This is a genomic window from Rhodococcus sp. JVH1, assembly GCF_000280725.2.
In the GTDB taxonomy this organism is placed as follows: Bacteria; Actinomycetota; Actinomycetes; order Mycobacteriales; family Mycobacteriaceae; genus Rhodococcus_F; species Rhodococcus_F jostii_A.
This window is the reverse complement of record NZ_CP166289.1, coordinates 3,048,484-3,073,620: the sequence shown is the minus strand read 5'-3', so window position 1 is coordinate 3,073,620 and position 25,137 is coordinate 3,048,484. Positions and strand designations below refer to the sequence as shown.

General features: G+C 68.9%; 20 protein-coding genes and 1 pseudogene. 12 read left to right on the top strand and 9 right to left on the bottom strand.

Annotated elements, in window-relative coordinates:
• The first annotated feature begins 76 nt into the window (after positions 1–76).
• A pseudogene (locus tag JVH1_RS13950) lies at positions 77–3,353 on the top strand (NAD-glutamate dehydrogenase domain-containing protein).
• Here JVH1_RS13950 and JVH1_RS13945 read toward each other — a convergent pair.
• The gene (locus tag JVH1_RS13945) at positions 3,350–3,970 is read right to left on the bottom strand and encodes an allophanate hydrolase subunit 1 (RefSeq protein ID WP_016884117.1); all 621 of its coding nucleotides are present in this window, start codon (positions 3,968–3,970) and stop codon (positions 3,350–3,352) included. The pseudogene JVH1_RS13950 and the gene JVH1_RS13945 overlap by 4 nt on opposite strands.
• The gene (locus tag JVH1_RS13940) at positions 3,970–4,728 is read right to left on the bottom strand and encodes a LamB/YcsF family protein (protein ID WP_009477537.1); all 759 of its coding nucleotides are present in this window, start codon (positions 4,726–4,728) and stop codon (positions 3,970–3,972) included. The genes JVH1_RS13945 and JVH1_RS13940 overlap by 1 nt, the downstream gene beginning before the upstream one ends.
• A 129-nt stretch (positions 4,729–4,857) precedes the next feature.
• Here JVH1_RS13940 and JVH1_RS13935 point away from each other — a divergent pair, with 129 nt between their 5' ends.
• The 4 genes from JVH1_RS13935 to JVH1_RS13920 are packed head-to-tail and all read left to right on the top strand — an operon-like array spanning position 4,858 to position 7,753.
• Positions 4,858–6,006, top strand: coding sequence for a hypothetical protein (locus tag JVH1_RS13935; protein WP_009477538.1), 1,149 nt, complete (start codon positions 4,858–4,860; stop codon positions 6,004–6,006).
• The gene (locus tag JVH1_RS13930; protein WP_009477539.1) at positions 6,003–6,764 is read left to right on the top strand and encodes an ESX secretion-associated protein EspG; all 762 of its coding nucleotides are present in this window, start codon (positions 6,003–6,005) and stop codon (positions 6,762–6,764) included. The genes JVH1_RS13935 and JVH1_RS13930 overlap by 4 nt, the downstream gene beginning before the upstream one ends.
• Before the next feature lie 51 nt (positions 6,765–6,815).
• Positions 6,816–7,229 (top strand): hypothetical protein, encoded by a 414-nt coding sequence (locus JVH1_RS13925; protein ID WP_009477540.1) that lies wholly within the window; start codon positions 6,816–6,818, stop codon positions 7,227–7,229.
• The gene (locus tag JVH1_RS13920; RefSeq protein ID WP_009477541.1) at positions 7,226–7,753 is read left to right on the top strand and encodes a DUF3558 domain-containing protein; all 528 of its coding nucleotides are present in this window, start codon (positions 7,226–7,228) and stop codon (positions 7,751–7,753) included. Before JVH1_RS13925 ends, JVH1_RS13920 begins: the two co-directional genes overlap by 4 nt.
• 73 nt (positions 7,754–7,826) lie before the next feature.
• Here JVH1_RS13920 and JVH1_RS13915 read toward each other — a convergent pair whose 3' ends face one another.
• From JVH1_RS13915 to JVH1_RS13905, 3 genes are read right to left on the bottom strand one after another with little or no spacing between them, the layout of a single operon-like run.
• A complete protein-coding gene (locus JVH1_RS13915; RefSeq protein ID WP_009477542.1) occupies positions 7,827–8,720 on the bottom strand; it encodes a metal ABC transporter permease in 894 nt (297 codons plus the stop codon).
• Positions 8,717–9,595 carry a metal ABC transporter ATP-binding protein gene (locus tag JVH1_RS13910; RefSeq protein ID WP_009477543.1) on the bottom strand — a complete coding sequence of 293 codons (879 nt, stop codon included), beginning with the start codon at positions 9,593–9,595 and terminating at the stop codon, positions 8,717–8,719. The genes JVH1_RS13915 and JVH1_RS13910 overlap by 4 nt, the downstream gene beginning before the upstream one ends.
• A gap of 13 nt (positions 9,596–9,608) precedes the next feature.
• Positions 9,609–10,580: a metal ABC transporter solute-binding protein, Zn/Mn family gene (locus tag JVH1_RS13905; RefSeq protein ID WP_009477544.1), complete on the bottom strand. Its 972-nt coding sequence runs from the start codon at positions 10,578–10,580 to the stop codon at positions 9,609–9,611.
• A gap of 138 nt (positions 10,581–10,718) precedes the next feature.
• Between JVH1_RS13905 and JVH1_RS13900 the strand changes: the two genes are divergently transcribed.
• Positions 10,719–11,807, top strand: coding sequence for a substrate-binding domain-containing protein (locus tag JVH1_RS13900; protein ID WP_009477545.1), 1,089 nt, complete (start codon positions 10,719–10,721; stop codon positions 11,805–11,807).
• Positions 11,808–11,820: 13 nt separating this feature from the next.
• Here JVH1_RS13900 and otsB read toward each other — a convergent pair whose 3' ends face one another.
• Both otsB and kstR read right to left on the bottom strand, forming a co-directional pair.
• Positions 11,821–14,361, bottom strand: a complete 2,541-nt coding sequence (gene otsB / locus JVH1_RS13895) for a trehalose-phosphatase (protein WP_009477546.1) — start codon at positions 14,359–14,361, stop codon at positions 11,821–11,823.
• A gap of 68 nt (positions 14,362–14,429) precedes the next feature.
• Positions 14,430–15,068, bottom strand: coding sequence for a cholesterol catabolism transcriptional regulator KstR (gene kstR, locus JVH1_RS13890; RefSeq protein WP_009477547.1), 639 nt, complete (start codon positions 15,066–15,068; stop codon positions 14,430–14,432).
• Positions 15,069–15,162: 94 nt separating this feature from the next.
• Between kstR and JVH1_RS13885 the strand changes: the two genes are divergently transcribed.
• The 6 genes from JVH1_RS13885 (at position 15,163) to JVH1_RS13860 (ending at position 22,197) form a co-directional block, all read left to right on the top strand.
• Positions 15,163–17,328 (top strand): acyl-CoA dehydrogenase, encoded by a 2,166-nt coding sequence (locus JVH1_RS13885; RefSeq protein ID WP_009477548.1) that lies wholly within the window; start codon positions 15,163–15,165, stop codon positions 17,326–17,328.
• A gap of 82 nt (positions 17,329–17,410) precedes the next feature.
• Positions 17,411–18,451, top strand: a complete 1,041-nt coding sequence (locus tag JVH1_RS13880; RefSeq protein ID WP_009477549.1) for an acyl-CoA dehydrogenase family protein — start codon at positions 17,411–17,413, stop codon at positions 18,449–18,451.
• The gene (locus JVH1_RS13875) at positions 18,436–19,587 is read left to right on the top strand and encodes an acyl-CoA dehydrogenase family protein (RefSeq protein ID WP_009477550.1); all 1,152 of its coding nucleotides are present in this window, start codon (positions 18,436–18,438) and stop codon (positions 19,585–19,587) included. The genes JVH1_RS13880 and JVH1_RS13875 overlap by 16 nt, the downstream gene beginning before the upstream one ends.
• Before the next feature lie 14 nt (positions 19,588–19,601).
• Positions 19,602–20,612, top strand: a complete 1,011-nt coding sequence (locus tag JVH1_RS13870) for a bifunctional MaoC family dehydratase N-terminal/OB-fold nucleic acid binding domain-containing protein (RefSeq protein WP_009477551.1) — start codon at positions 19,602–19,604, stop codon at positions 20,610–20,612.
• Complete coding sequence (locus JVH1_RS13865) at positions 20,609–21,031, top strand: MaoC family dehydratase (RefSeq protein ID WP_009477552.1); 423 nt, start codon at positions 20,609–20,611, stop codon at positions 21,029–21,031. The genes JVH1_RS13870 and JVH1_RS13865 overlap by 4 nt, the downstream gene beginning before the upstream one ends.
• Entirely contained in the window at positions 21,028–22,197 is a 1,170-nt protein-coding gene (locus JVH1_RS13860; RefSeq protein WP_009477553.1) for a lipid-transfer protein, read from the top strand. Before JVH1_RS13865 ends, JVH1_RS13860 begins: the two co-directional genes overlap by 4 nt.
• On the opposite strand, the gene JVH1_RS13855 is transcribed toward JVH1_RS13860, so the two are convergent.
• Together JVH1_RS13855 and JVH1_RS13850 are read right to left on the bottom strand one after the other, a co-directional pair.
• Positions 22,169–23,278, bottom strand: a complete 1,110-nt coding sequence (locus JVH1_RS13855; RefSeq protein WP_009477554.1) for an NAD(P)/FAD-dependent oxidoreductase — start codon at positions 23,276–23,278, stop codon at positions 22,169–22,171. The two genes, JVH1_RS13860 and JVH1_RS13855, sit on opposite strands and share 29 nt — an antisense overlap.
• Before the next feature lie 109 nt (positions 23,279–23,387).
• On the bottom strand, positions 23,388–25,028 hold the full coding sequence (locus JVH1_RS13850; protein ID WP_009477555.1) for a helix-turn-helix transcriptional regulator: 1,641 nt from the start codon (positions 25,026–25,028) through the stop codon (positions 23,388–23,390).
• Positions 25,029–25,137 lie beyond the last annotated feature (109 nt).

Here is a 25,137-nt window from a genome sequence, read left to right as displayed (position 1 = left end):
CAATGGCGCCCGCGGGACGGATCTTTCTCGTTTTCCACGAAAACACACGGCGCCCGGATCTCAACGGAGAGAATCTATGAGCTCGACCACGTCCACGCTCGCACTGTCCCTGCCGGAAGGCTATGTCGAAGAACGGGATCGGCCGCCCGTTCCCGACGTCGCCGCCTGACCGCCTGACCGCCGACGCATTCGACCTGCAGGTCGACACCGTCGGACCGAACGAGAACCGGCAACTGCGGGTCGCGCTCTACAGCGGAGACTCGACCGTGTCGCTCGAACGGGTGCTGCGACTTCTCGGGAGCCTCGACCTCGAGGTCGAGGGTCAGCGGACGTCGGTGTTCCGCCGCGCCGACGGACTGGTGTGCCGGCTCTACGACTTCCGGGTGTCCGCGGGACCGCTCGTCGCGTCCGCGGTGGCCTCGGGATCCGTCGAACCCGAGTCCGTCCTGGAGACGTTTCGTGCGATGTGGTCGGGCCGCGCGGAGGCGGATCGGTTCAACGTGCTGGTGCTCGTCGCCGGCCTGGACTGGCAGGAGGTGGTGCTCCTGCGCGCGTACGCACGCTTCCTGCGGCAGAGTGCTCTGCCGTACGACCAGGGCCGGATCGAGGCGGTCCTGCTGTTGCGTCCCGAGTTCGCGTCGGCGCTCGTCGAGCTGTTCCATGCGCATTTCGATCCATCCCGTCCCGGTGGCGGCACGTCCCGCGACGACGACGTCGAACAGTGTGCGCGCCGGGTCGAATTGCTGCTCGCAGCCGTGGAAGGCCTCGACGCCGACCGTATCCTGCGCGCCTACTCGGGCCTCGTCGCGGCGACGACCCGCACCAACTTCTATCGGGACGGCGCGCTCGGTCCGGCTCGTCCCCAGTTGTCGCTGAAGTTCCGCTCCGGCGAGGTCGACGAACTTCCGCGGCCGCGGCCGTTCTACGAGGTCTTCGTGTATTCGCCGGACATGGAGGGCGTGCACCTGCGATACGGACCCGTCGCGCGCGGCGGGCTCCGCTGGTCCGACCGCCTCGACGACTACCGCACCGAGATCCTCGGTCTCGTCAAGGCGCAGGCAGTGAAGAACGCCGTCATCGTGCCCGTGGGCGCCAAGGGCGGTTTCGTCGTGCGCAACCCGTCGTCCACCGGCCAGGACTGCTACCGGCAGTTCATCTCCGGGCTGCTCGACGTCACCGACAACCGTTCGGACACAGCCGAATCGGCTCATCCGGAGGGTGTCGTCTGCCGGGACGGCGACGACCCCTACCTCGTGGTGGCGGCGGACAAGGGCACTGCCACGTTCTCCGACACCGCCAACGAGGTGGCCCGGACGTACGACTTCTGGCTCGGTGACGCGTTCGCGTCCGGTGGTTCGGTCGGCTACGACCACAAGAAGATGGGCATCACCGCGAAGGGTGCGTGGGTGAGCGTCACCCGGCATCTGGCCGAACTCGGAATCGACGTCGACCGTGACAGTTTCACGGTGACGGGGATCGGCGACATGAGCGGCGACGTCTTCGGGAACGCCATGCTGGCGAGTGCCGGCATCGGGCTGGTCGCCGCGTTCGACCACCGCCACATCTTCGTCGACCCCACTCCCCGCCGGGAGCAGGCCTGGCAGGAACGCCGCCGGTTGTTCGAGCTGCCGAGGTCGTCGTGGGCCGACTACGACCGGACCCTCATCAGTGAAGGCGGTGGCGTCTGGTCGCGTGAGAGCAAATCGATTCCGGTGAGCAGCCAGATGCGGACGGCGCTCGGTCTCGCCTCGTCGCTGACGACGCTGACGCCGCCGGAGATGATCCGCGCCATCCTCGCCGCCCCGGTGGATCTCCTGTTCAACGGCGGCGTCGGGACGTACGTCAAGGACTCGTCGGAGTCGCACACGGACGCGGGTGACAAAGCGAACGACACCGTCCGGATCGATGCGGGCCGGCTGCGTGCACGCGCTGTCGCCGAGGGCGGCAACCTGGGTATGACGCCGCTCGCTCGCATCGAATACGCCCGCACGGGTGGGCTCGTCAACACCGACGCACTGGACAATTCGGCCGGAGTGGACTGTTCCGACCACGAGGTCAACATCAAGATCCTGCTCGACTCGTTGCCCGTCGACCGGCGGTTGGACCCGGTGCGGCGCTCGGACCTGCTCGGTTCGCTCACCGACGACGTGTCGGAACTCGTGCTCGCGAACAATCGCGCGCAGAACCGGGTACTCGGCGACGCCCGGTCGAATGCCCACCGGATGGTGGACGTGCACGCGAGGATGGTGAACGACCTGGTCGACAAGCGCGGCCTGGACTGCGACCTGGAGGCGCTTCCGAACCCCGACGGCTTCGCCGAACTGTCGGAGGCAGGGGTCGGACTGACCTCGCCGGAACTGGCGACCCTCCTCGCCCACGCCAAGCTGGATCTGAAAGCGGAACTCGAGGATACGGACGTCTTCTCCGACGGGTACTTCTCCGAACGGCTCGGCGCGTACTTCGCCGCCGCGCTGCGCTCCGTCCTCCCCGTCGACGCGCACCCCCTCCGCCAGGAGATCCTCGCCACCGAGATCGTGAACGACATCTTCGCCCGCGGCGGGCTCACGTACGCGTACCGGCTGCGCGAGGAGACGGGGGCCGGACCCGCGGATGTGGTGCGCGCGTTCGTCATCACGTCGGAGGTGTTCGGGCTTGCGGAACTCTGGTCCGACATCGCCGCGGCGAAGCTGCCGCCGGCGACGGAGTACGAACTCGTCGTCGAGGCCCGCAGGCTGCTCGACCGGGCGTCGCGGTGGTTCCTCGCCAACCGTCGTCAGCCGCTGTCGGTGGACGCCGAGATCGACGATTTCCGACGCCACGTCCACATCCATTCCGGTGACGTCGGCGGATGGCTCGGCGGTGCGGAGGTGCTGGCGATGGAGGACACGCGTCGCTCCTACGACGAGGCGGGCGTCGAGACGTCCATCGCCCGTCGTATCGCGGACGGCCTCTACCGGTTCAGCCTGCTCGACATCGTGGACGTCGCCCGCGAACTGGAGCACGACGTCGCCGAGGTGGCGCCGCTCTACTTCGCGCTCTCCGATCACCTCGGCGTGGATCGATGGCTGATCAAGGTGTCGGCGCTTCCGCGGGGCGAGCGGTGGCACACCCTCGCCCGGGTGGCGCTGCGGGACGACCTGTACCGCTCCGTCCGCCTCCTGACCCGGGACGTACTGTCGTCGGGGGAGCCCGGTGACGAACCGGACTCCCGGATTCTGCTGTGGGAGAGTACGAATCGAGCGAGAATCGAGCGTGCTCGCCGGACGCTGTCGGAGATCGACGCCGCGTCCACCCACGATCGATGGCATAATGCGCTTCGCGCCTGTGAGTACTTATTAACGTCGGGCGGTTAATAAGTACTCACGGGCGCGAAGCGCACGACGACGCCGGGGCGGAGCAGGGCGGGGGGAGTGCGTTCGGCATCCCAGATCGGTTCGTCGGTGGTGCCGATGAGTTGCCACCCGCCGGGCGAGCTGCGGGGGTAGATTCCCGTGAACTCCCCGCCCAGTGCCACGGTCCCGGCGGGGACGGAGGTCCGAGGCGTCGCACGGCGCGGCACGTGCAGCTCGGGTGCGCCGCCGGTGAGGTAACCGAAACCCGGGGCGAAGCCGCAGAACGCCACCGTCCACGGTGTTCCGCTGTGTGCGGCGACGACGCCGTCGACACCGAGACCGGTCAGCTCGGCCACGTCCTCGAGGTCGGGACCGTCGTAGCGCACCGCTATCCGGATCTCGTCCGGGGGATCCTCGGCGACAGTCGCCTCCGGTTCCGTGGTCCGCACCCACTTCGCGACGCGGTCACGACTGGTCGCGCCGTGGTCGAACCGCACCAGGACGGTGCGCGCCGCGGGGATCACCTCCACGACCCCGGGTGGCCGGGAGTCGTCCAGCGCACGAAAATGCGCGAGCACGGTGTCGAGGTCCTCGAACTCGGCGAGGACCGCGCTTTCTCCGACGTCGAGGATGCGCATCACACGAACGGCTCCACCGTGATGCCCTCGGCGTCGAGCAACGACCGGATGGCGGTGGCCATCTCGACGGCTGCGGGCGTATCGCCGTGGACGCAGACGGATTCGGCGGTGACCGCGAGGACCGTACCGTCGACCGCTTCGAGGGTGTGATCGACGACGAGTCTGCGGACCCGTTCGGCCACCACCGCGGGATCGTGCAGTACGGCCCCGTCCGTCGTGCGCGGCACCAGCGTCCCCTCGGGTGTGTACGCGCGGTCTGCGAACGCCTCGGTGACCGTCCGCAGTCCGGCCTTCTCGGCCTCCTCGAGGAACACCGAACCGGGCAGGCCGAGGACGGGCAGCGTCTCGTCGTACGCGCTGACCGCCGCGACCACCGCGCGGGCCTGCTCACGATGGTGGACGATCGCGTTGTACAGCGCGCCGTGGGGTTTCACGTACGCCACCGCGGAGCCGGAAACCTGGGCGAGACCGTCGAGAGCACCGATCTGATAGACGACGTCGGCCGTCAGGTCACGCGGCGCGACGTCGATGAACCGGCGCCCGAACCCGGCGAGGTCGTGGTAGCCGACCTGCGCGCCGATCCGGACCGTCAGCTCGGACGCCGCCGAGCAGGTGGCTGACAGGGTTGTGGGATCGCCCGCATGAAAGCCGCAGGCCACATTGGCACTGGTCACGAGCTTCAGCATCGCCAGGTCGTCGCCGAGGGTCCAGGCGCCGTAGCTCTCGCCGAGGTCGCTGTTCAGATCGATTGCCGGCACATATTCGATACTAGGGTTCCGAGTGCAGTCTTGTAGATTCTCTCGCGGGGGCGGGCGGAACCGGTGAGGGCCCTGCTGCGTCAGAACAATTGACCGTGCGTGGTGGACTGCGCAATCGGAGGGGGACACATGACCGACCCGGCATACATCAAGGATCCCGAGAACTTTCACTCGGACCAGTGGGATCACGCGCGGATCGCGAGCGCCGTCGCCGGCATGAATGTCGAGAACGTCAGCGGCATCGCAAGAGCCTGGGCCGAACTGGGGACGACGGCCCACGACGCGATCGTCGAGTTCAGCGACGCGATCAAGAAGACGATCAGCGAGAGCTGGCACGGTGCTGCCTCGTCGGCGGCCTACGGCGAGACCGAACGGTACTCGACCTCCGCGCCGCTGGCGCAGCAGCAACTTCACGGAGTGGCGGACGCGCTGACGCCTCTGGCGGAGACGGTCGCGTCGCTTCGATCGCAGGTTCCCGAAATCATCGGCACCGGCCTGTGGGACAAGCTGACGCCCTGGGACACGGACACCGAAGACGAGTACTACCGGCGCGAGGGCGAAGCGCGCGAGAAGATGGCCACGATCTACAACCCCGGACTCGCGACGTCGGACGGAAACGTCCCGTCGTTCACGAAACCGGAGAGCATCGTCGACGTTCCTTCGGGTCCGGTCGGGCCCGGTGTCGACTACGCGAGCGGCAGCCCGAGTTCGAGCGACCGGTTCGGTGGACCGAGCGGCGGGCAGCCGACTTCCGGCGACGTGCTCGTCAGCGACCCGTCCGATGTGGACGGCGCGCCCGCTGCGGACGGCACGCAGCAGAATGCGGCAACCGCGCCGTCGGCTGCCACCACACCCGCGACGACGGTCCCGGCTTCGGCGACGGGGGATCAGGCGCAGAGCCGGACGGGCATGCCTTCCAGCGCCGATTCGTCCTCGGGTGCCGGCTCGCGATCCGCAGGTGTGGGTGGGGCTTCCGGTGGCGGCGGACTGGGAGTCGGCGGACTCGGCGGTGGCGTCGGCGCCGGGAATCAGCCGGGGGCCGTGGCCCGGCCCGGCACCGCACCCGGGGTTCCGGGGGCCAACGCCGGAGGTCGCGCGGGTGCCGGGATGCGGGGCACCGGCCCGATGGGCGGGGGAATGATGGGCAGCGGAGGAGCTGCCAAGGGCGGCGGCGAGGACAAGGAACACAAGACGCCCGACTACCTGATCACCCTCGACAACGGCAACGAATTGATCGGCAAACTGCCCCTCGTCTCGCCACCGGTGATCGGCGCATGAACATGCGCAACTGGCAGCTGCGTCCCGAACTGTTCGACGCCCTGTGGGTCGGCGCAGGGCTGGACCGCATCCCGTACCCGTTCCGGATCGTGAGCGCGCACCCCGGACTCAATGCGTATGTCGCCGAGCAGAACCGGATACGCGAAGCGTTCGCGGGAGCCGAGCACGACGATGTGAGGTCGGCGTTGGGTGTGCTCGCCGAGCCCGACGTGTATGTCGAGATCTCCGGTTCGACCGCCGACGAGACCCCGATCCGAATCGTCGGTGCACAACAGGGGCAACGGGTGGTGATCGCGTCGCAACTCCCCGGCCGGGCACCGCAGATCGGAGGCGATGTGGTGATCGGCGCCGGTGCGGCCGGGCGGCTGGGCGCCCAACTGGTCGGGCTGATCCCGCAGAACGCCGCCGGCCGCCGCCGGTTTCAGCGGCGCGACGAACAGGACACCCACTTCTCTCAGGGAATCCTGCAGGAGGTCAATCGGGCGGCCCCCGCCCCGCGACTCGAATCCGCCGTGCAGAAGGGATACGCGGGACGCGGGAAGATCCGCGTCTTCCGCGGCCCCCGCTACGGCACCGGCAGGGACGCCGGCGTCGTGCACTGGATCGACATCGCCGGGGACGGACGCTACGCGATCGGACCGCACGACCCATCCGCTGCGCACCCGGCAGGCCCCGAACAGCTCGTATCCTCGCTCGACACCCTGATCAGGGTCGGTACCACTCCTCGAGCGGGGTCGGTCGGTGCCCGCGGTTGGTAGATTGCCACGCGCCGGCGATTGCACAGCACGACACACGGAGGGGACACCGACATGGCGGGGCCAGAAGCACCGGAAGCCGGATGGAAGGCTTTCACCGAGAACGTCACCGGGGGAGGCAGGCTCGAACTCGACCCCGCAGGCATCGAGCAGTGCATCAAGCTGTGCCAGGAGCATGCGGATCTGATGGGCGACTTGGCTGACAACGCTCGTCAGAAACTTCGCGCAGCTGATCTGGGAATTGGAGAGCAGGACATCGACTCGGCGAAGCAGCTGGCACGCAAATTCGACGAGAAGGCCATCGGAGGCGGCGACATCGAGTTCGCGAATACCGCGGTGGGGCTATTCGGTGCGCATCAAACGTATGCGAAGGACATGAAGTCGATGTTCGAGTCGGTCCTCGCGCGATACAACGAGCAGGATGCGGCCATCGCGTCGAGTCTGGGGTCGGTCGGAGGGAACTTGTGAACCGTCGGTCCGGCGGAATCGCCTTCGTAACCGGCCTAATGGGTATTGGCGCAATTGCAGGCTGTTCAACTCCGGTGGATGGCGCAGCTGCGCAGCAACCGGCGAAGGCGATCGCGTTCCACCCCTGTGACGGTCTTGCCCAGGAGGCACTCCAAGCGGCGCAGATCGACGTGCGCGCAGGATCGCGGCTTTCGGATGAGCCGGCGAATCGTTCATGCTCATTTCGATCGCGCAATCCTGACTACGGCGTTGTCATTTCCGCGCTTGCTGAAACCGTCAGCAGCGTCGAGTCGAGCGACCGCTTCGACGTCCTGAGTGAGACGGAGATCGGCGGGCGGCGTGCTCTGGTGTCGGATTTCCGTGGCGGGAGTGCGTGCACGGTGTCGGTGGCGATCGAGCCGGGGATTCTGGAGTTCATGATCGGGTACAGCGAGTTGGAGGATTTCACGAGCGTCGACGCGGCGTGCGATCAGGCGACGAAGGTGGCTACGGCGTTGGCGCCGTATTTCCCCGACCGCTTGTAGGTGACTTGCACTGAGCCTCCACTCTTCGGCGTGGGAGGGCCGGTTCGGCCGTCTGATCGCGGGGAGTGGCGGCTCAGTGCGTGTGTGCGTGGGTGGGGGTGATTCGTCCCGCGTTCTTGCGTCGGGAGGAGCCGCTGAGCCGGCATACGAGGTAGATGACGAACGAGATCGTGGTGACGAAGCTCGACACCGGCACACCGGGTGCGAGGGACAGCAGGATGCCGCCGACGGCGGCGAGTTCGGCGAACACGATCGACAGGATCGTGGCCTTGAGTGGGCTGGCGGTGACGTAGGCGGCGGCCGCCGCGGGGGTAATGAGCAGTGCCATCACCAGCAGTGCCCCGACGATCTGGACGCCGAGCGCGGCCGTGATGCCGACGAGCACGGCGAACACGATCGACAGCGCACGCACCGAGACTCCGCGGGCCTCGGCGACGTCGGGATCGGTGCTCGCGAACAGGAGGGGGCGGTAGATCAGGCCGAGGACCCCGATGACCAGCACGGCGCAGAGCAGCAGCAGCTGGAGGCCGCTGTCTCCGGGTGCCACGATCTGGCCGATCAGCAGCGAGAAACTGGTGCCGGTGCGCCCTTGGTACGACCAGATGAACAGCACCGACAGGCCGAGCCCGAATGCCATGATCACGCCGATGACCGAGTCACGGTCGCGGGCCTTCGCGCCGAGTAGTCCGAACAGGACCGCCGCGACCACCGACCCGGCGATGGCGCCGGCCCCGACGCTGACACCGATGAGCAGGGCCGCCGACGCACCGGTCAGCGACAGTTCGCTCGTGCCGTGCACGGCGAACGACATCTGCCTGCTGACGATGAGGGGGCCGATGGCTCCTGCCAGCAGGCCGAGGATGGCGCCTGCGATCAGCGCTTGCTGGACGAAGTCGTACTGCAGGAGGTCGACGGTGGCCGAGACGTCGAACATGCGCGACATCGCGTCGGTGAACTTGTTGCTCATGCGTGTCCCTCGTCCGTGTGGTGCACACCCTCACCGGGGCGGAGGCCGCCCGCGCTGCCGAGCGCGTCGATGGCGTCGCCGGTGCCGATGACGACGAGGCGGCCGCGTACGTGCAGCACCTCCACGTCGGTGCGGTACAGCTCGGACAGCACCTCCGATGTCATGACCTCTTCGGGTTTGCCGATGCGGAACTGTCCGTCGACGAGGTAGAGCACGCGGTCGACGAGGGGGAGGATCGGGTTGATCTCGTGGGTGACGAACAGCACCGCGGTGTCGTGGGTGCGGCGCCGTCGGTCGATGAGGCCCGACACGAGATTCTGGTTGGCCAGGTCGAGGCTGAGCAGCGGTTCGTCGCACAGCAGGATCTGGGGGTTGCCGACGAGGGCCTGCGCGATCCGCAGTCGTTGCTGCTCACCGCCGGACATGGAACCGATCGGTGCGTCCGCGTAGTTCTCGGCGCCGACTTCGGCGATTGCCGCGTCGACGATCGCACGGCGTCGGCCTCGCCGGAGGAGACCGGTTCCCCACTGGTGGCCGTCGACGCCGAGGCCGACGAGGTCGCGGCCCCGCAGCGGCAGTCCGTCGTCGAGCGACTTCTGCTGGGGGATGTACCCGACGTGCGAATTGCCCTTCCGCGCCGGGGATCCGGCGATGCGCGCGGTACCGGAGCTGAGGGCGAGCTGGCCGAGCAGCACCTTCAGCAGCGACGTCTTGCCCGACCCGTTGGGTCCGAGGACGGCGACGAATTCGCCGGGTTCCACGGTGAGGTCGAGGTCCTGCCAGAGTGTGCGTTCGCCGAAGGACAGTCGCGCCCCCGTCAATTCCAGTGCGGGGACGCGACCGTTGCCGGCGTTCTTCGAAGTGGGTTCTGTCACAAGCCGATCAGTTCTATTGCAGAGCCGCAGCAAGCGACTCGGCGGTGTTGGTCTGCCACTGAATGTAGTCCAGGCCTTCGGGCAGGGTTTCGGTCACCTCGACGACGGGGATTCCCGCCGACTCGGCCGTGGCCCGCACGTCCTGGGTGACCCGGTCCTGCGTCTGCACGTTGTAGACGAGGGCCTGCACCTGCTTGCCGGTGAGCAGCTGTCGCGTCGCGGCGATGGCGGCGGGTGCGGGGTCGTTGCCGTTCTCGATGGCGCTCGTGAAATCGGGCGGGGTGACGTCCTTCAGGCCCGCGGACTGCAGCAGGTAGTAGGCGATCGGTTCGGTCTGGGCGACGGGTGCGTCCTTGTGCGCTGCCACGATGCCGTCGGTGATCGCGGAGATCTGCTCGAGCTGACCGTGGAAGGTGGCGGCGTTGGCCTTGTAGGCGTCGGCGTTGTCGGGGTCGAGTTGGCCGAGCTTGTCCGCGATGGACTGCGCGGTGGCGTCGACGGTGTCGACGTCGAACCAGACGTGCTCGTTGACGTCGCCGTGGTCGTGGCCCTCGTGCGAGTCGCCGCCGTCCGAGTCGCCGCCGCCGGAGTGCTCGTCCTCGCCCGCGTGCGCGCCGCCCTCGAGGAGGTCGAATGCGTTGACGGTGAGCTGGTCGCTGTTGCCGGTGCCGATGATGTCGTCGACGAAGTGGTCGTACCCGCCGCCGTTGTAGACGATCAGGGAGGCGTCGGTGAGCTTGGCGGCGTCGGTGGGGCTCGCCTCGAACGAGTGCGGGTCGGACGACGGTTCGGTGATGATCGAGGTGACGTCCACCTTGTCGCCGGCGACGGCCTGCGCGACGCTGCCCCACACGTTCGTCGACGCGACGACGGTCAGCGTGCCGTCACCGGTCGTGTCGGAGCCGCACGCGGTGAGGGTGAGGGCCGCGGCGAACGACAGCCCGACGGCCGCCGTGGCGGCACGAAAACCTGAGGAAGCGCGCACAGAAAACTCCTGACCGAAGACGAACGCTAAACGCTATTGGAAACCGTTACCGTTGCACTTTAGCGGATAGGTCCTGGTAGTGCACTTTCGGCGCAGCCCCGACGCGCCCGAACGGGGGCCAGGTACTAACGTCCCCCTATGCCCAGGTCTCGACAGCCTCGTCGCCAAGCCACGCTGGCGTCGCTCGCGGCCGAGCTCAATATTTCGCGCACGACGGTGTCCAACGCGTACAACCGGCCGGATCAACTCTCCGCGGAACTGCGCGACCGGGTGTTGCAGGCGGCCAAGCGCCGCGGCTACCCCGGCCCCGACCCGGTGGCCCGATCCCTGCGCACCCGCAGGGCCGGTGCCGTCGGACTGCTGCTCACCGAGGCCCTCAGTTACTCCTTCCGCGACCCCGCCGCGATGAGCTTTCTGTCCGGACTGGCTGAGTCGTGCGAGGCCGCCGGGCAGGGTCTGCTGCTGATTCCGGCCGGCCCGGGACGCGAGGAGGCGGACGCCGCCGCGGTCGTGCAGCAGGCGGGCGTCGACGGGTTCGTCGTGTACTCGGTGGCGGACGACGACCCGTACCTCGCGGCGGTGTGCGAACGTCACCTGCCGATGGTCGTGTGCGATCAGCCGCGCGAGATCCCGGGTGCGTCGCTCGTCGGGATCGACGACCGCGGCGCGATGCGGGGCCTCGCCGACTATCTGATCGGGCTCGGCCACCGCGACATCGGCGTGCTGAGCATGAGGCTGGGGCGCGACCGCTCGGACGGGGTCGCCGACGCCGAGCGTCTGCGGTCACCGAACTTCCACGTGCAGCGCGAACGCATCGAGGGAGTGCGCGACGCCATGTCGGACGCCGGCCTGGACCCTCGGACGCTGACCGTCGTCGAGCGGTTCGAGCACACCGGGAAGTCGGGGCACGCCGCTGCCGCGCAGGCGCTCGGCGTGAATCCGAGAATCACCGCACTCGTGTGCACCACCGACGTCCTCGCGCTCGGCGCGCTGGACTGGGCGCGCTGGCAGGGCATCGACGTGCCCGGCCGGCTGTCGATCACCGGATTCGACGGAGTCGACGACGCACTGCGTGAGGGCCTGACCACCGTGCGGCAACCCCAGGAGGAGAAGGGTCGCCGGGCGGGTGCCCTGCTCATGTCCCCGTCGCACTCCGGCGTCGCGATCGTCGAGATGCTCGAGACCGAACTGCTGCGGGGTTCGACGGCCGGGCCCGCCAAGCGCTGACCCGGCCTCACGTTCAGGCCAGGAGCTGAGCGCAACGCAGCAATCCCAGGTGGCTGTACGCCTGGGGGTGGTTGCCCAGCGACCGCTCGGCGACGGGGTCGTACTCCTCGCTGAGAAGCCCGGTCGGCCCGGCGGCGTCGACCAGTTGCGCGAACAACGCCTCCGCCTGCGACCGCTGACCGATCAGCAGGTACGCCTCGACCAGCCAGGCCGCACAGAGGTGGAACCCGCCCTCGGTGCCGGGCAGCCCGTCGTCGTGGTGGTACCGGTACACGGTCGAGCCGCTGCGCAGTTCCGCCTCGGTGGCCGTGACGGTGGCGGCGAACTTCTCGTCCGACGGGTCGATCAGCCCGGACAGTCCGATGTACAGGGTGGCGGCGTCGAGGTCGGTGCCGTCGTAGGCGGCGGTGTACGAGCGGACCTCGTCCTTCCAGCCCTTCTCGCGCACCTCCTCGGCGATCTTGTCGCGCAACGACGTCCAGCCGGGCTCGACGTCGCGGCCGAAGTGCTCGGCCAGCGCCACCGCACGGTCGACGGTGACCCAGCCCATCACCTTCGAGTACACGTGGTGACGCGGGTTGTCGCGGATCTCCCAGATGCCGTGATCGGGTTCGAACCAGCGACGTTCCACGGCCTCGACCATGGCGCAGACCAGTTCCCAGTCGCGGTCGTTGAGCGCCACTTCGACGCCCTGCTTCTCGCGGGCGTGGGACAGGTCGTGGATGAGTTCGACGATGGGCCCGAACACGTCGAGTTGCACCTGCTGGTTGGCCGCGTTGCCGATGCGGACCGGCCGCGAGCCCGCGTAGCCGGGCAGCGAGTCGATGACGGCCTCGGGCGGCAGACCGCCACCGTGCAGCGTGTAGAGGGGGTGCAGGCGTTCGGGGCCGGGCAGCGTCTCGAGGACGTCGTGCACCCAGTCGAGGTAGCCCTCGGCCTCGCTCAGCGAGCCGAGGCTGACGAGCGCGGACGCGGTAAGCGCCGCGTCGCGCAGCCAGCAGTAGCGGTAGTCCCAGTTGCGGACGCCGCCGATCTCCTCGGGCAGCGAGGTGGTGGCGGCCGCCATGATTGCTCCGGAGTCGACGTGCACCAGACCGCGGAGGGTGAGCGCGGAACGCTTCATCAGGTCGGGTTTGAGGGTGGGCAGGGTGAGGCTCTTCGCCCAGTCCGACCAATACGATTCGGCCAGCGCGCGACGCTCCTCCTCGGGTGTCTCCGACGGTCCGAGTTCTTCGGTACCGCATCGCAATTCCAGGACGACGTCACCGCCGGACGGGTCGACGACGGCATGCGCGGTCTGCTGGTTGCCGTCGGACGTGACGTTCCACTGCACGCCGGGGGAGCGCAGCACGATCGGCTCGTTGGTCCCGTGCACCCGCAGTCCCTCGGAGACCGCCTCGAGGATGACCTGGCCCTGCCCGAACTCGGGCCGCGGTGCGAACGTCACGACGGCGGCGGCCTGCCCGCTGATCACCCGGGTCAGGTCGGTGCGGCCCTGGCGGACGTCGTGCGGCAGGTAGTCGGTGACGGAGAGGCTGGCCCACCGTGTCTGCACAGTCATGGTGCTGTCGATGTACCGCTGGCTCAGCGGCAGCGCGCTGCGGTGCGGGCCGACACTGAAATGGCCGGCCTCCGGTCCGCCGAGCAGATGCGCGAACACGGACGCCGAGTCGGGTTCGGGATGACACAGCCAGGTGAGGGTCGCGTCGGGGGTGACGAGTGCGACGGTCCGCGGGCTGGCGAGCATGGTGAGGCGCTCGATCGGCGGGGCGTGTGCCCCGGACAGCCAGGTGCGGCGCTCCTCGAGCAGGAACGCGAGGGCCGCGGCCACGTCTTCGGTGGTCGACACCCGGAATTCGGCGAGACTCTCGCCGGGGCCCACCTTCACGCCGAGGTCGGGGCCCTGGAGACGCGCGAACGCCTTCTCGTCGGTGACGTCGTCGCCGACGAAGACGGCTGCCGTCGCACCGTCCTGGTGACGGATCAGGTCGAGCGCATGGCCCTTGTCGGTGGCGACGACGGCCAGTTCGATGACGGACTTGCCCTCGGTGACCTGCACGCCAACGCGCTGTCCGGCGTCGGCGCGCACGGCGGCCAGGGCCAGGGCACCTTCCTCGGCGTCGGCGTTGCGGACGTGGAGGGCGACGCTGGCCGGCTTCGCCTCCACCGACGTACCGGCGTGCAGCGTGGCGATCCGGGTGAGTTCCTCGGTGATCTCACCGAGAAGTTTCTTGGCGTCGGCGTCGATCGCATGGATGAACCCGATGTCGAATTCCGAGCCGTGGCTGCCGACCAGCTGAACCTCGGCGGGCAGCCGCGACAGCGCGGCAAGGTCCTTGAGTGCCCGGCCCGAGATCACGGCCGCCGTCGTTCCGGCGAGGCTGGCCAGGGCGCGGAGAGCGCGCACCGATTCGGCGTGGGGGAACGCCTTCTCGGGGTCGGAGACGATGGGGGCCATCGTGCCGTCGTAGTCGGAAGCGACGAGCAGGCGAGGGGTCCGCGCAACCCTCGAGAGGGCACGACGAAGTTCGATGGACAGATCATGGGCGCTCACATGTTCAAATCTAGGGGATGTGACGGCTGTGAGCGCGTTCTCGGCCGGGGCTGTGCCCCGATCGCGTCCTACTCGGGTCTGCGGCTTCCGTCACCGAGCAGCAGTTCGACGGTGAGTTCGAGCCGATTCGCGACATCGGTCGCGGACGAGCGGCGTGTGAGCCAGGCCACCAGGTTCGACAGCCACACGTCGGAGATGACGCGGGCGACGGCCAACTGGTCTTCGGTGGGCTCGGTGTCCGTCATCGCGCGGGCGAACAGGCGGTCCATCAGCTTGCCCACCTGATCGACCTCGGCGGCGGCGGAGGCGTCGGCGAACATGAAGGCGCGCGTCATGGCCTCGGTCAGCAGTGGGTCGCGCTGCATGGCCCGGGTGATCTGGCTGAGGATGAGCTGCATCCGCTCGAGCGGGTTCCGGCCCGGCGGGTTCTTTCCCCGCGAGTCGATTCGCTCGAACTCGCGGGCGAGCGCCGACACCAGCAGGTGCACCTTGGACGGGAAGTAGCGGTACAGCGTCCCCACGGCGACGTCGGCGCGTTCGGCGACGGCCCGCATCTGCACGGCTTCGTATCCGCCCTTGGAGGCCAGGGCCAGGGTCGCGTCGAGGATCCGCTTGCGCCGTTCCTTCTGCGCGTTGGAACTGAGATCGTCCTCGCCCAGCGTCGCCGCAGCGACCGTCGAGGACCGTGATCGAGAGCTGGTCGTCATTACCTGTTTTCCTTCGCGCCTTGACTCATGGCCAGGTGTCATATTAGAACACGTTCTAGACGAATGTGTCATTCAGGAGAGGCGGATACCCGTTGTGACAATCGCCACCACCGAGGAACAGAGGGCTGCAGCGGGTTCGATCCAGGCTTGGGCGCGGTCCACGGACCCGCTGGTCACAGTACGGCAAGGACCAGCAGATTCGTGGCGGACGTCGTGGCCGTCCTTCGCCTCGCTCGGAATTTTCTCGGTCGCCGTCCCCGAAGAGGTCGGGGGGTCGGGAGCGGAGATCGTCGATCTCGCCGCGATGCTCGAACAGGCCGCGACTGAACTCGTCCCGGGCCCTGTTCTCTCGACCGCTCTCGCCGCGCTCGTCGTCGGCCGCAGCTCCGGCGCCGCCGCGAAACGGTGGTCCGAGGACCTCGCCGACGGCGCGATGCCGTGCGCGGTGGCTCTCGGCAGCAACTCCCCGGTGAACGCGACGCTCGGGGCCGACGGCGGGTTGACCGTCACCGGCGACGCGGGCTTCGCGATCGGCGGTGACACGGGGGTGTCCGTGCTGCTGTCCGCCGACGCGGGCGACGGCGTCGTGTGGTGTCTGATCGACGGCGAAGCCGACGGCCTGGACGTCACGGTCGCCGACACGATCGACAAGAGCCGCCCGCTCGCGCGGGTGCGCTGCGATCGTGTGGCGGTGGCGGCCGACCGGGTGGTCACCGGCGTGCGGGACGGGCTCGTGGCCGACCTCGCCGCGACCCTCGCCGCCGTGGAGGCATCCGGGATCGCGGCCTGGTGTCTGCGAACGGCGGTGGAGTACGCCAAGATTCGCGAGCAGTTCGGCAAACCGATCGGATCGTTCCAGGCGATCAAGCATCTGTGCGCGGAGATGCTGTGCCGCGTCGAACAGTCCGGTGCAGCGGCGTGGGATGCGGCCGTGGCGGCGGAGGACGCGTGGGACGCGGACGGCGGCGAGCTGCCGATCGCGGCCGCGGTCGCGGCGTCGCTCACGCTCGACGCCGCCGTCGAGACCGCCAAGGACTGCATCCAGGTGCTCGGCGGGATCGGCTTCACCTGGGAACACGACGCGCACTTCTACCTGCGCCGGGCGACGTCGCTGCGGCAGCTGCTCGGCGGCTCCGCCCGCTGGCGGGCGCGGGTCACGGAACTGACGCGGGCCGGTGCTCGCAGGCACCTGTCGATCGACCTGTCCGGGCTCGACGACGAGCGGGCGCAGATCCGCGCCGAGATCGCCGACCTGGTGGCGCGGCCGGAGTCGGAGCGACGCGCGGCCCTCGCGGAGTCGGGTTACCTGGCCCCGCACTGGCCCGCACCCTACGGACGGGGTGCGCGCGCCGCCGAACAGATCCTGATCGAGGAGGAGCTGGCGGCCGCCGGGGTCGGCAGGCCCGACCTCGTGATCGGCTGGTGGGCCGTGCCGACGATCCTCGAGCACGGCAGCGCCGAGCAGATCGAACGCTTCGCCACCCCGACGCTGCGCGGCGAGATCATCTGGTGCCAGCTGTTCAGCGAACCCGGCGCCGGCTCCGACCTCGCGGCGCTGCGGACGTCGGCGGAGAAGGTGGACGGCGGGTGGCGGCTGAACGGTCAGAAGGTGTGGACGTCGAGGGCGCAGGAAGCGGACTGGGCGATCTGCCTGGCCCGCACCGACCGGGACGCGCCCAAACACAGGGGCATCAGCTACTTCCTCGTCGACATGACGAGCCCCGGCATCACCATCTCGCCGCTGCGCGAGATCACCGGCGACGCCCTGTTCAACGAGGTGTATCTCGAGGACGTGTTCGTGCCGGACGAGCTGGTGGTCGGGAATCTCGGCGACGGCTGGAAGCTGGCCCGCACCACGCTGGCCAACGAGCGGGTCGCGATGGGCGGGGGCTCCTCGCTCGGTGCGGCGATGGAGGAACTGCTCGCGCTCGCGGGGGTCGGCGACCCCGTGACCGACGACAGGCTCGGGCATCTCATCGGTAACGCGCTCGTCGGCTCGCAGCTCGAACTGCGCACCACCCTCCGGCAGCTGGACGGTCAGGACCCGGGACCGGAATCGAGTGTCCGCAAGCTGGTCGGGGTCCGCCAGCGGCAGGCGGTCGCGGAATTCGCGATGGAACTCGGTGGTGTGGACGGCTGGGTGGAGGGGCCGCTGGCGCGGGAGTTCCTCAATACGCGCTGCCTGTCCATTGCGGGCGGAACGACGCAGATCCTGCTGACGGTCGCGGCCGAGCGGATTCTCGGGCTGCCGCGGGGCTGAGCCGCGTCGCGATGGTCTTTCGCGAGGTCCGGGATGGTGATACAACTAGAACACGTTCTAAATTGAAAGTGGGATTGTCAGCGTGGACTTCACTCGAGACGAAACCCAGGAGGCCGTGGCCCAGGTCGCGGCCGGACTGCTGGCCCGCGACCTCGACGACGACGCCCTCTGGGCCGCGTTCGCCGACGCCGACCTGCTGACCCTCGCACTGCCGGAACGTCTCGGCGGTGAAGGGCTCTCGGTCACCGACGTCGGTGCGCTGCTCACCGAGGTCGGGCGGAAGGCGGCGCTGGTCCCGGCCCTCGCAACGCTCGGATTCGGTGTGCTGCCCATCGTCGCGCTGGGCGACGACGCCCAACAGGACGCACTGCTCACCGGTCTCGCCGACGGCCGCACGTTCACCGCGGCGCTCGCCGAACCCGGGGCGCAGTTCCCGGCCCGGCCCTCGGTGACCGCGGTCGCGGACGGGAACGGCTACTCCGTCACCGGGCGCGTGCTCGCGGTTCCCTTCGCCGAGCGGGCACACCGGATCCTCGTGCCCACGGACACCGGGGTGGTGCTGGTGGACCCGGGCGCGGCAGGCGTCACGCTCACGCCGACCCCCTCGGCGTCGGGTAGCCCGGAATTCGCGATCACGTTCGACGGCGCGCGCGGTGAACTGCTCGCGGCCGGCGACGACGCGGTGCAGACGCTGTACCGCATCGCCCTGGCGTCCATCGGAGCGGTCGCGGACGGACTGCTGTCGGGGGCAACGGTTCTGGCAGGAGAACACCTCGCGACGCGCCACCAGTTCGGCAAGCCGCTCGCCACGTTCCAGGCCGTCTCGCAGCAGATCGCCGACGTCTACGTCACGTCCCGTACCCTCCACGTGTCGGCGCTCGCGGCGTCGTGGCGGGTGTCCGAAGGCCTGGACGCCCAGGACGATCTGGACGTGATGGCGTACTGGATCGCCGCCGAAGTGCCTGCCGCCATGCAGGTTCTGCACCACCTGCACGGCGGGATCGGCGTCGATGTCACGTACCCGCTGCACCGCTACTACTCGACCGCCAAAGACCTGGCCCGCCTCGTGGGCGGCGCCTCGTACCGACTCGACCTCGTGGGGGCCCGGTGTTCATCGATCTGACCGACGAGCAGCGTGAGCTGCAAGCGGAACTGCGGCGCTACTTCTCCGGGCTGATCTCGCCTGCCGAGGCCGAGGTGATGCGCACGGAGCGCCACGGCAGCACCTACCGCGAGGTCATCCGCCGGATGGGCAAGGACGGCTGGCTCGGGGTGGGCTGGCCGGTGGACTTCGGGGGCCGCGGCTTCGGCGAGATCGAGCAGCAGATCTTCGTCAACGAGGCGACCCGCGCCGACGTTCCGCTGCCCGCGGTCACGCTGCAAACGGTGGGTCCGACGCTGCAGAAGTACGGGACGGAGGAGCAGAAGCGCAAGTTCCTGCCCGCGATCCTCGCCGGCGAGGTGCACTTCGCGATCGGCTACACCGAACCGGAAGCGGGCACCGACCTCGCGGCGCTGCGGACCACTGCCGTGCGCGTGGGTGACGAGTACATCGTCAACGGGCAGAAGATCTTCACCACCGGCGGTCACGACGCCGACTACCTGTGGCTCGCCGTCCGGACGGGCTCGGCGGATTCGCGTCACCGCGGCATCTCCATCCTGATCATGGACACCAAGGACCCGGGCTACAGCTGGACGCCGATCATCACGTGCGACGGTGCGCATCACGTCAACGCCACCTACTACTCCGACGTCCGGGTTCCCGCCGACATGCTGGTCGGTGAGGAGAATCAGGGCTGGCGACTCATCACCACCCAGCTCAACCACGAACGCGTCATGCTCGGGCCGGCGGGCCGGGTCGGCGGTCTCTACGACCGCATCCGCAACTGGGCGGTCGCGCACGACCTGCTCGACGAGCCGGACGTGCGGCGCGCGCTCGGCGAGATCCACGCGACGTTCCGCCTCAACGAACTACTCAACTGGCAGGTGGCGTCGAGTGAGGCGGACGCCGTCGACATCGCCGACGCGTCCGCGACGAAAGTGTTCGCCACCGAACGTATTCAGCGGATCGGCCGGCTCGTCGAAGAGATCGTCGGACGCTACGGCGACCCGTCCGAGCCGGAGACCGCCGATCTCATGAGGTGGCTCGACATGCAGGTGAAGCGCAACCTCGTCATCACGTTCGGTGGCGGTGTCAACGAGGTGATGCGTGAGCTGATCGCGACAGCCGGCCTGAAACTTCCCCGAGTCCCGCGATAGGAGCGCCGCGCGAAATGAGTTCCGAACAGATTCTCGCTGCCGCGGACGAGGTCCGGTCGGCGGGTCCGAGCGCCCCTCGCCCCGGACGTGACCCGATCAACCTGCCGATGATCCGCAACTGGGTGGAGGCGATCGGCGACCGGAATCCGATCTACGTCGACGAGGCGGCGGCGCGGGCAGCGGGACACGACGGCATCGTGGCCCCGCCCGCGATGGCGCAGGTGTGGACGATGCAGGGGCTGAACGCCGTCCGGCAACCCGACGACCCGCTCGGCCGCATGACGACGATCCTCGACGAGGCCGGGTTCACGTCCGTCGTCGCCACCAACTGCGATCAGATCTACCACCGCTACCTGAGGGTCGGTGAGGAGGTCACCATCACCACGACCCTCGAGGACCTCGTGGGTCCGAAGAAGACGGGCCTCGGTGAGGGGTGGTTCTTCACCACCCGCAGCCTGTGGCAGGTCGCCGGCGACGACGGCACCGACGAGGTCGTCGCCGAGATGCTGTTCCGCATCCTGAAGTTCGCGCCCAAACCCGCCGAACCGGTGTCACCGTCGGCGAACGGGCAGGGTGCATCTTTCGACGATCTGGACCCCACCAAGCTGATGCGGCCCAGCGCCTCGCAGGACACCCAGTTCTTCTGGGACGGGGTGGCCGCGCACGAGTTGCGGATCCAGCAGCGTGAGGACGGATCGCTGCAGCACCCACCGGTGCCCGCGCTGTGGAAGGACAAGACGGAGACGACGGACTACGTCGTCGCGTCGGGCCGCGGCACCGTGTTCAGTTACGTGGTCCACCACGCGCCGAAGGTGCCGGGACGCTCGCTGCCGTTCGTAGTGGCGCTGGTCGAACTGGAGGAAGGCGTCCGCATGCTCGGTGAGCTGCGCGGCGTCGACCCCGCCGAGGTGACGGTCGGGATGCCGGTGGAAGCGATCTACCTCGACTTCCCGGGCGACGACGAGACGGGCGGCACGCCGTGGACCCTGTACGCGTGGCAGCGCGGAGCGAAGGAGCAGTCATGACGTCCACTCTCGATGTCGCGGTGGGAACGACGCTTCCGGAATTGACCGTCACTGGCGACCCGACGTTCGTCGTCTCGGCCGCACTGGCGACACGCGACTTCCAGGACGTCCACCACGACCGCGACCTCGCGCAGCAACGCGGGTCGAAGGACATCTTCGTCAACATCCTCACCGACACGGGTCTGGTGCAGCGGTTCGTCACCGACTGGGCGGGGCCGACCGCGGTGATCAAGTCGATCGCGTTGCGCCTCGGCGTTCCGTGGTACGCGTACGACACCCTCACCCTGAGCGGCACGGTGGCGTCGGTGGGCGACGGCGTCGTCACGCTGGACGTCGTCGGGAAGAACGGTCTCGGCGACCACATCACGTCGAAGGTGACCCTCGTCCTGGACGGACGCACGAACGGAGCGGGTGCATGAGCGGGCTGTCGGGCAAGGCTGTCATCGCCGGTATCGGCGCCACGGACTTCTCGAAGAATTCGGGCCGCAGCGAATTACGGCTGGCGGCAGAGGCGGTCACGGCGGCGCTCGACGACGCCGGGCTGCCCCCCGCGGACGTCGACGGCCTGACATCTTTCACGATGGACACCAACACCGAAGCGGCCGTGGCCCGTTCGGTCGGGATTCCGGATCTGAAGTTCTTCAGCCGCATCCACTACGGCGGAGGTGCGGCGTGCGCGACCGTGCAGCAGGCGGCGATGGCGGTGGCCACCGGTGTCGCCGACGTGGTGGTGGCGTACCGGGCGTTCAACGAGCGGTCGGGGATGCGCTTCGGGCAGGTGAACTCCGGTCTGGTGCAGCAGGTGAACTCGTCGGGTACCGACAACGCGTTCTCCTACCCGCACGGCCTGTCGACGCCGGCGGCGTTCGTCGCGATGGTCGCCCAGCGGTACATGCACGAATACGGCGCTACGAGTGAGGATTTCGGTCGGGTCGCGGTCACCGACCGCAAGCATGCCGCCACCAATCCGAACGCCTTCTTCTACGGCAAACCGATCACGCTCGACGACCACCAGAACTCCCGCTTCATCGCCGAGCCCCTGCACCTGCTCGACTGCTGCCAGGAGTCGGACGGCGGCATCGCGATCGTGGTCACGTCACCGGAGCGGGCGAAGAACCTGAAGCAGAAACCGGCCGTGATCGCGGCGGCGGCCCAGGGGAGCGGCAGCGACCAGTACATCATGACCAGCTACTACCGCCCGGAGCTCGCGGGACTGCCCGAGATGGAGCTGGTCGGCAGGCAGCTGTGGGATCAGGCCGGGCTCGGACCGCAGGACATGGATCTGGCCGTCCTCTACGACCACTTCACCCCGTACGTATTGATGCAGCTCGAAGAACTCGGCTTCTGCGGCCGCGGTGAGGCCAAGGACTTCATCGCCGACGGTGCCATCGACCTCGACGGCAGCCTGCCGCTCAATACCCACGGAGGCCAGCTCGGCGAGGCCTACATCCACGGGATGAACGGCATCGCCGAGGGCGTGCGACAGATCCGCGGCACGTCCGTGAACCAGGTCTCCGGCGTGCAGAACGTCCTGGTCACCGCCGGGACCGGTGTGCCTACGTCAGGGTTGGTGCTGACGGCCTGAGCCCGGTCCGTGTCCGCCTGCGCGCAATGTGTTTCGCGACGTACCGGGCATCCCTGCCCACCCCGCCGGTGAGCATCGACGCGAACGCCTGCAGGAACGGCAGCCCCACGAAATACAGTCCCGGATGGTCCGGTGAGACTCCGCGGGACTGCTCGGGCCACCCGTCGGAGCCGGTGACGGGGATCTGGATCCACGACGTGTCCTTGCGGAACCCGGTGCACCAGATGACGTTGCGGACGTCGAATGCGGTGCCGTCGTCGAGGACCGGTCTGCCGTCGTGGACGCCGGTGACCTTCGCGGGGAAGTGCTCCACACCGGCCGCAGCCAGGTCGGCCCGCTTGACCCGCAGGAGTGGTCCGCCGCCCGAGCGGACGTGGGTGCACATCTTCCGGCCGACGGGGGTGCGTTCCGTCAGAACGTGATTGGCCATGAACCACATGATCGGGACCGCGAGGTGGGCGAGGCGTCCCTCGATGTCGAACGGCACCTCCCCGCGGACGGGCCCGCAGATCGTGGTGCGATGCGAACGGGAGGCCTCCAGCGCGATGTCCGCGCCGGAGTGGCTGCACCCGACCACCAGCACCGGCCCGTCCTGCAGTTGCGACGGATTGCGGTAGTCGCTCGAATGCAGTTGCCGGATCCGGGGGTCGAGGCGCTCGGCGAGATCCGGGACGACCGGGGACTGCCAGGTCCCGGAGGCGACGACGACGTTGTCGGCCTCGAATCGGTCCGTCCCGGCGGTGACGACGTAACGGTCGCCGTCACGGGACAGGCCGTCGACGGTGGTGCCGGTCCGGATCGGGAGCGCGAATCGCTGCGCGTAGGCCTCGAAGTAGTCGGCGACCTCGTCCTTCCCGGGCCAGGACCACGCCGGGGCGGGAATTCCCCAGCCGGGCAGTCCGTCGTACCGGGCGGGACTGTAGAGCCGGAGCGAGTCGAATCGCTCCCGCCACACGTCTCCGACGCGGTCGTGGGCGTCGAGGATCACGAATCGCTGCCCGCATCTTGTGAGGTGGTATCCGGTGGCGAGGCCGGCCTGTCCTGCGCCGATCACGATCGTCTCGAAGCGTTCTGTGGACATCGTCTGCCTTCTTCCCTGAGGTGATCGGTGGTCATGCTCAACGCTATGACCGGGCCCATCTCGGCGCGTCGGGAGAATGGCGCAGATACGTACGACCGTATGGGTACTTTCATGCAGACGGCCCGACGAGGCGATGCTCGTACGCATAGGCCGTGGCCGCGGACCGCGACGAGATCCCCAGCTTGACGAAGATGTTGCTCAGGTGCCGCGCGACCGTCTTCTCGCTGAGGAACAGTTCCGTCGCCACCGCCCGGTTGCTCTTGCCCGCCGCCACGAGGCGGAGCACGCACACCTCACGCGGGGTCAGGGGAGTGCTGACCGCCGGGTCGGGGCGGAACTCCGCCCGGAGTCGCTCGAGATCCGGGACCGCGCCCAGTTGCCGGTAGGTGGCGGACGCGAGGTCGTGCTCCATCTGCGCGGTGTCGTCGTCCCCCAGGTCGCGGCACACCAGCGCGACCGACTCCCGGACCCGCGCGCACTCGTAGGGAGCGCCGATGTCCTGCCAGCGTCGCCACGCGTCGCGCAGAACGGTCAGCGCGTCGCTGCCCCGACCTTCGGCGTGCAGCACCGACCCCGACGCCTGAGCGGACAGTGCGCACAGGTAGGGGATCGCGAATCGTGTTGCAATCGAGTCGAGTTCGTCGGCTGCGGCGCGAGCCGCCGGGACGTCGCCGGCGGCGAGCAGGATGTCCACGCAGGCGGGCAGCAGCCGGGCGCGTTCCACGGCGCCGGTGGACTCGTCCACCGCACAGCGGATCGAAGCGACCGCGCTGCCGACCCGCCCCTGCGCCATCCGCATCAGCGCGAGTCCGGGCTGCGGCCGCCTGCCCCAGCGGTTCGCCTCCAGAAACAGCTTCTCGGCCTGGGCGACCTCGCCGCGCAGGCGATGGAGGTCGGCCATCACGTAGGCGGCGGACCCGGCCGCGGCGTGCGAGGCGAGCCGCTCGTGCGCCCGCCGCGCCGAGTCCATCGCCGTGGGCCACTCGCCCTGCAGTTGCAGGATCTCGGCGCGGTGGACGAGGCACTGACCGCGGTAGGGGACGAGGTCGGGTTGCGAAGAGCACCACTCCTCCAGCGCCACAGTCCATTCCCTGGACCGGCGGAGATCGCACATGTTCTGGCACTGCTCGATCACGGCGCAGTACACGATCCCCGCCACCACCGGGGACACCTCGTCGGACGTCACCCCGACCATCGCCTCGTCGAACGCGGACACCGCGTCGGCGACCTCCCCCAGCAGGACGAGCGAATGACCGGTGCCCAGCACCCCCAGCGTCGTCAGGTCCGGGTCGGCGAACCGGGTGCCGGTCTCCGTGATCGCACGGAAGATGTCGCGCGCGGCGGTGCCGTCACCGGCGTCGATCCGCCTCAGTCCCTGCGGCACCAGTAGGTAGCCGCGTTCGGCGCAGTCCACCCCCGCGGTGTCCAGCAGTCGCTGGGCCTTGCTCAGCCAGCCGCCGCCGCGCGCCTGCTCGCCCCGCATGATCAAAACGAACGAGAGCCAGAACGCGCACCGCGCGGAGCGCACCGGCCGACCCGCGCGGGCCCACTCGTGCACCGCCCGTTCCCACCATTCGGTGCTGGCGTCGTCCTCACCGAGCAGGTAGGCGGCGGTGGCGACCAGTTCGAGGTCGTCACCGGACAGCGGGTCCTGCCGGTCGGCGCCCGACAGTCGGGCGTAGGCGTCGCGCCAGTCTCGTTGTTCGAAGGCCGCACGGCCCGTCCGGAGTTCCGACGCCGCGTCGGACATCACTGTCTCCTGCCGAAGATCTGCGCGCTGACCTGCTCGGATTTCAGACTACCGCCGCACCGGGCCCGCCGGGAACGTCGAATATTTCCTGCAACCTGTCGGTGCCTCG

Bases quoted from the DNA above. Each gene is read 5' to 3' on its own strand.
- kstR (WP_009477547.1), bottom strand. From the start codon at position 15,068: ATGACGACCAGCTCTCGATCACGGTCCTCGACGGTCGCTGCGGCGACG.
- JVH1_RS13865 (WP_009477552.1), top strand. From the start codon at position 20,609: ATGACGTCCACTCTCGATGTCGCGGTGGGAACGACGCTTCCGGAATTG.
- JVH1_RS13935 (WP_009477538.1), top strand. From the start codon at position 4,858: ATGACCGACCCGGCATACATCAAGGATCCCGAGAACTTTCACTCGGAC.
- JVH1_RS13870 (WP_009477551.1), top strand. From the start codon at position 19,602: ATGAGTTCCGAACAGATTCTCGCTGCCGCGGACGAGGTCCGGTCGGCG.
- JVH1_RS13855 (WP_009477554.1), bottom strand. From the start codon at position 23,278: ATGTCCACAGAACGCTTCGAGACGATCGTGATCGGCGCAGGACAGGCC.
- JVH1_RS13860 (WP_009477553.1), top strand. From the start codon at position 21,028: ATGAGCGGGCTGTCGGGCAAGGCTGTCATCGCCGGTATCGGCGCCACG.
- JVH1_RS13850 (WP_009477555.1), bottom strand. From the start codon at position 25,028: ATGTCCGACGCGGCGTCGGAACTCCGGACGGGCCGTGCGGCCTTCGAA.
- JVH1_RS13925 (WP_009477540.1), top strand. From the start codon at position 6,816: ATGGCGGGGCCAGAAGCACCGGAAGCCGGATGGAAGGCTTTCACCGAG.
- JVH1_RS13945 (WP_016884117.1), bottom strand. From the start codon at position 3,970: ATGCGCATCCTCGACGTCGGAGAAAGCGCGGTCCTCGCCGAGTTCGAG.
- JVH1_RS13915 (WP_009477542.1), bottom strand. From the start codon at position 8,720: ATGAGCAACAAGTTCACCGACGCGATGTCGCGCATGTTCGACGTCTCG.
- JVH1_RS13900 (WP_009477545.1), top strand. From the start codon at position 10,719: ATGCCCAGGTCTCGACAGCCTCGTCGCCAAGCCACGCTGGCGTCGCTC.
- JVH1_RS13930 (WP_009477539.1), top strand. From the start codon at position 6,003: ATGAACATGCGCAACTGGCAGCTGCGTCCCGAACTGTTCGACGCCCTG.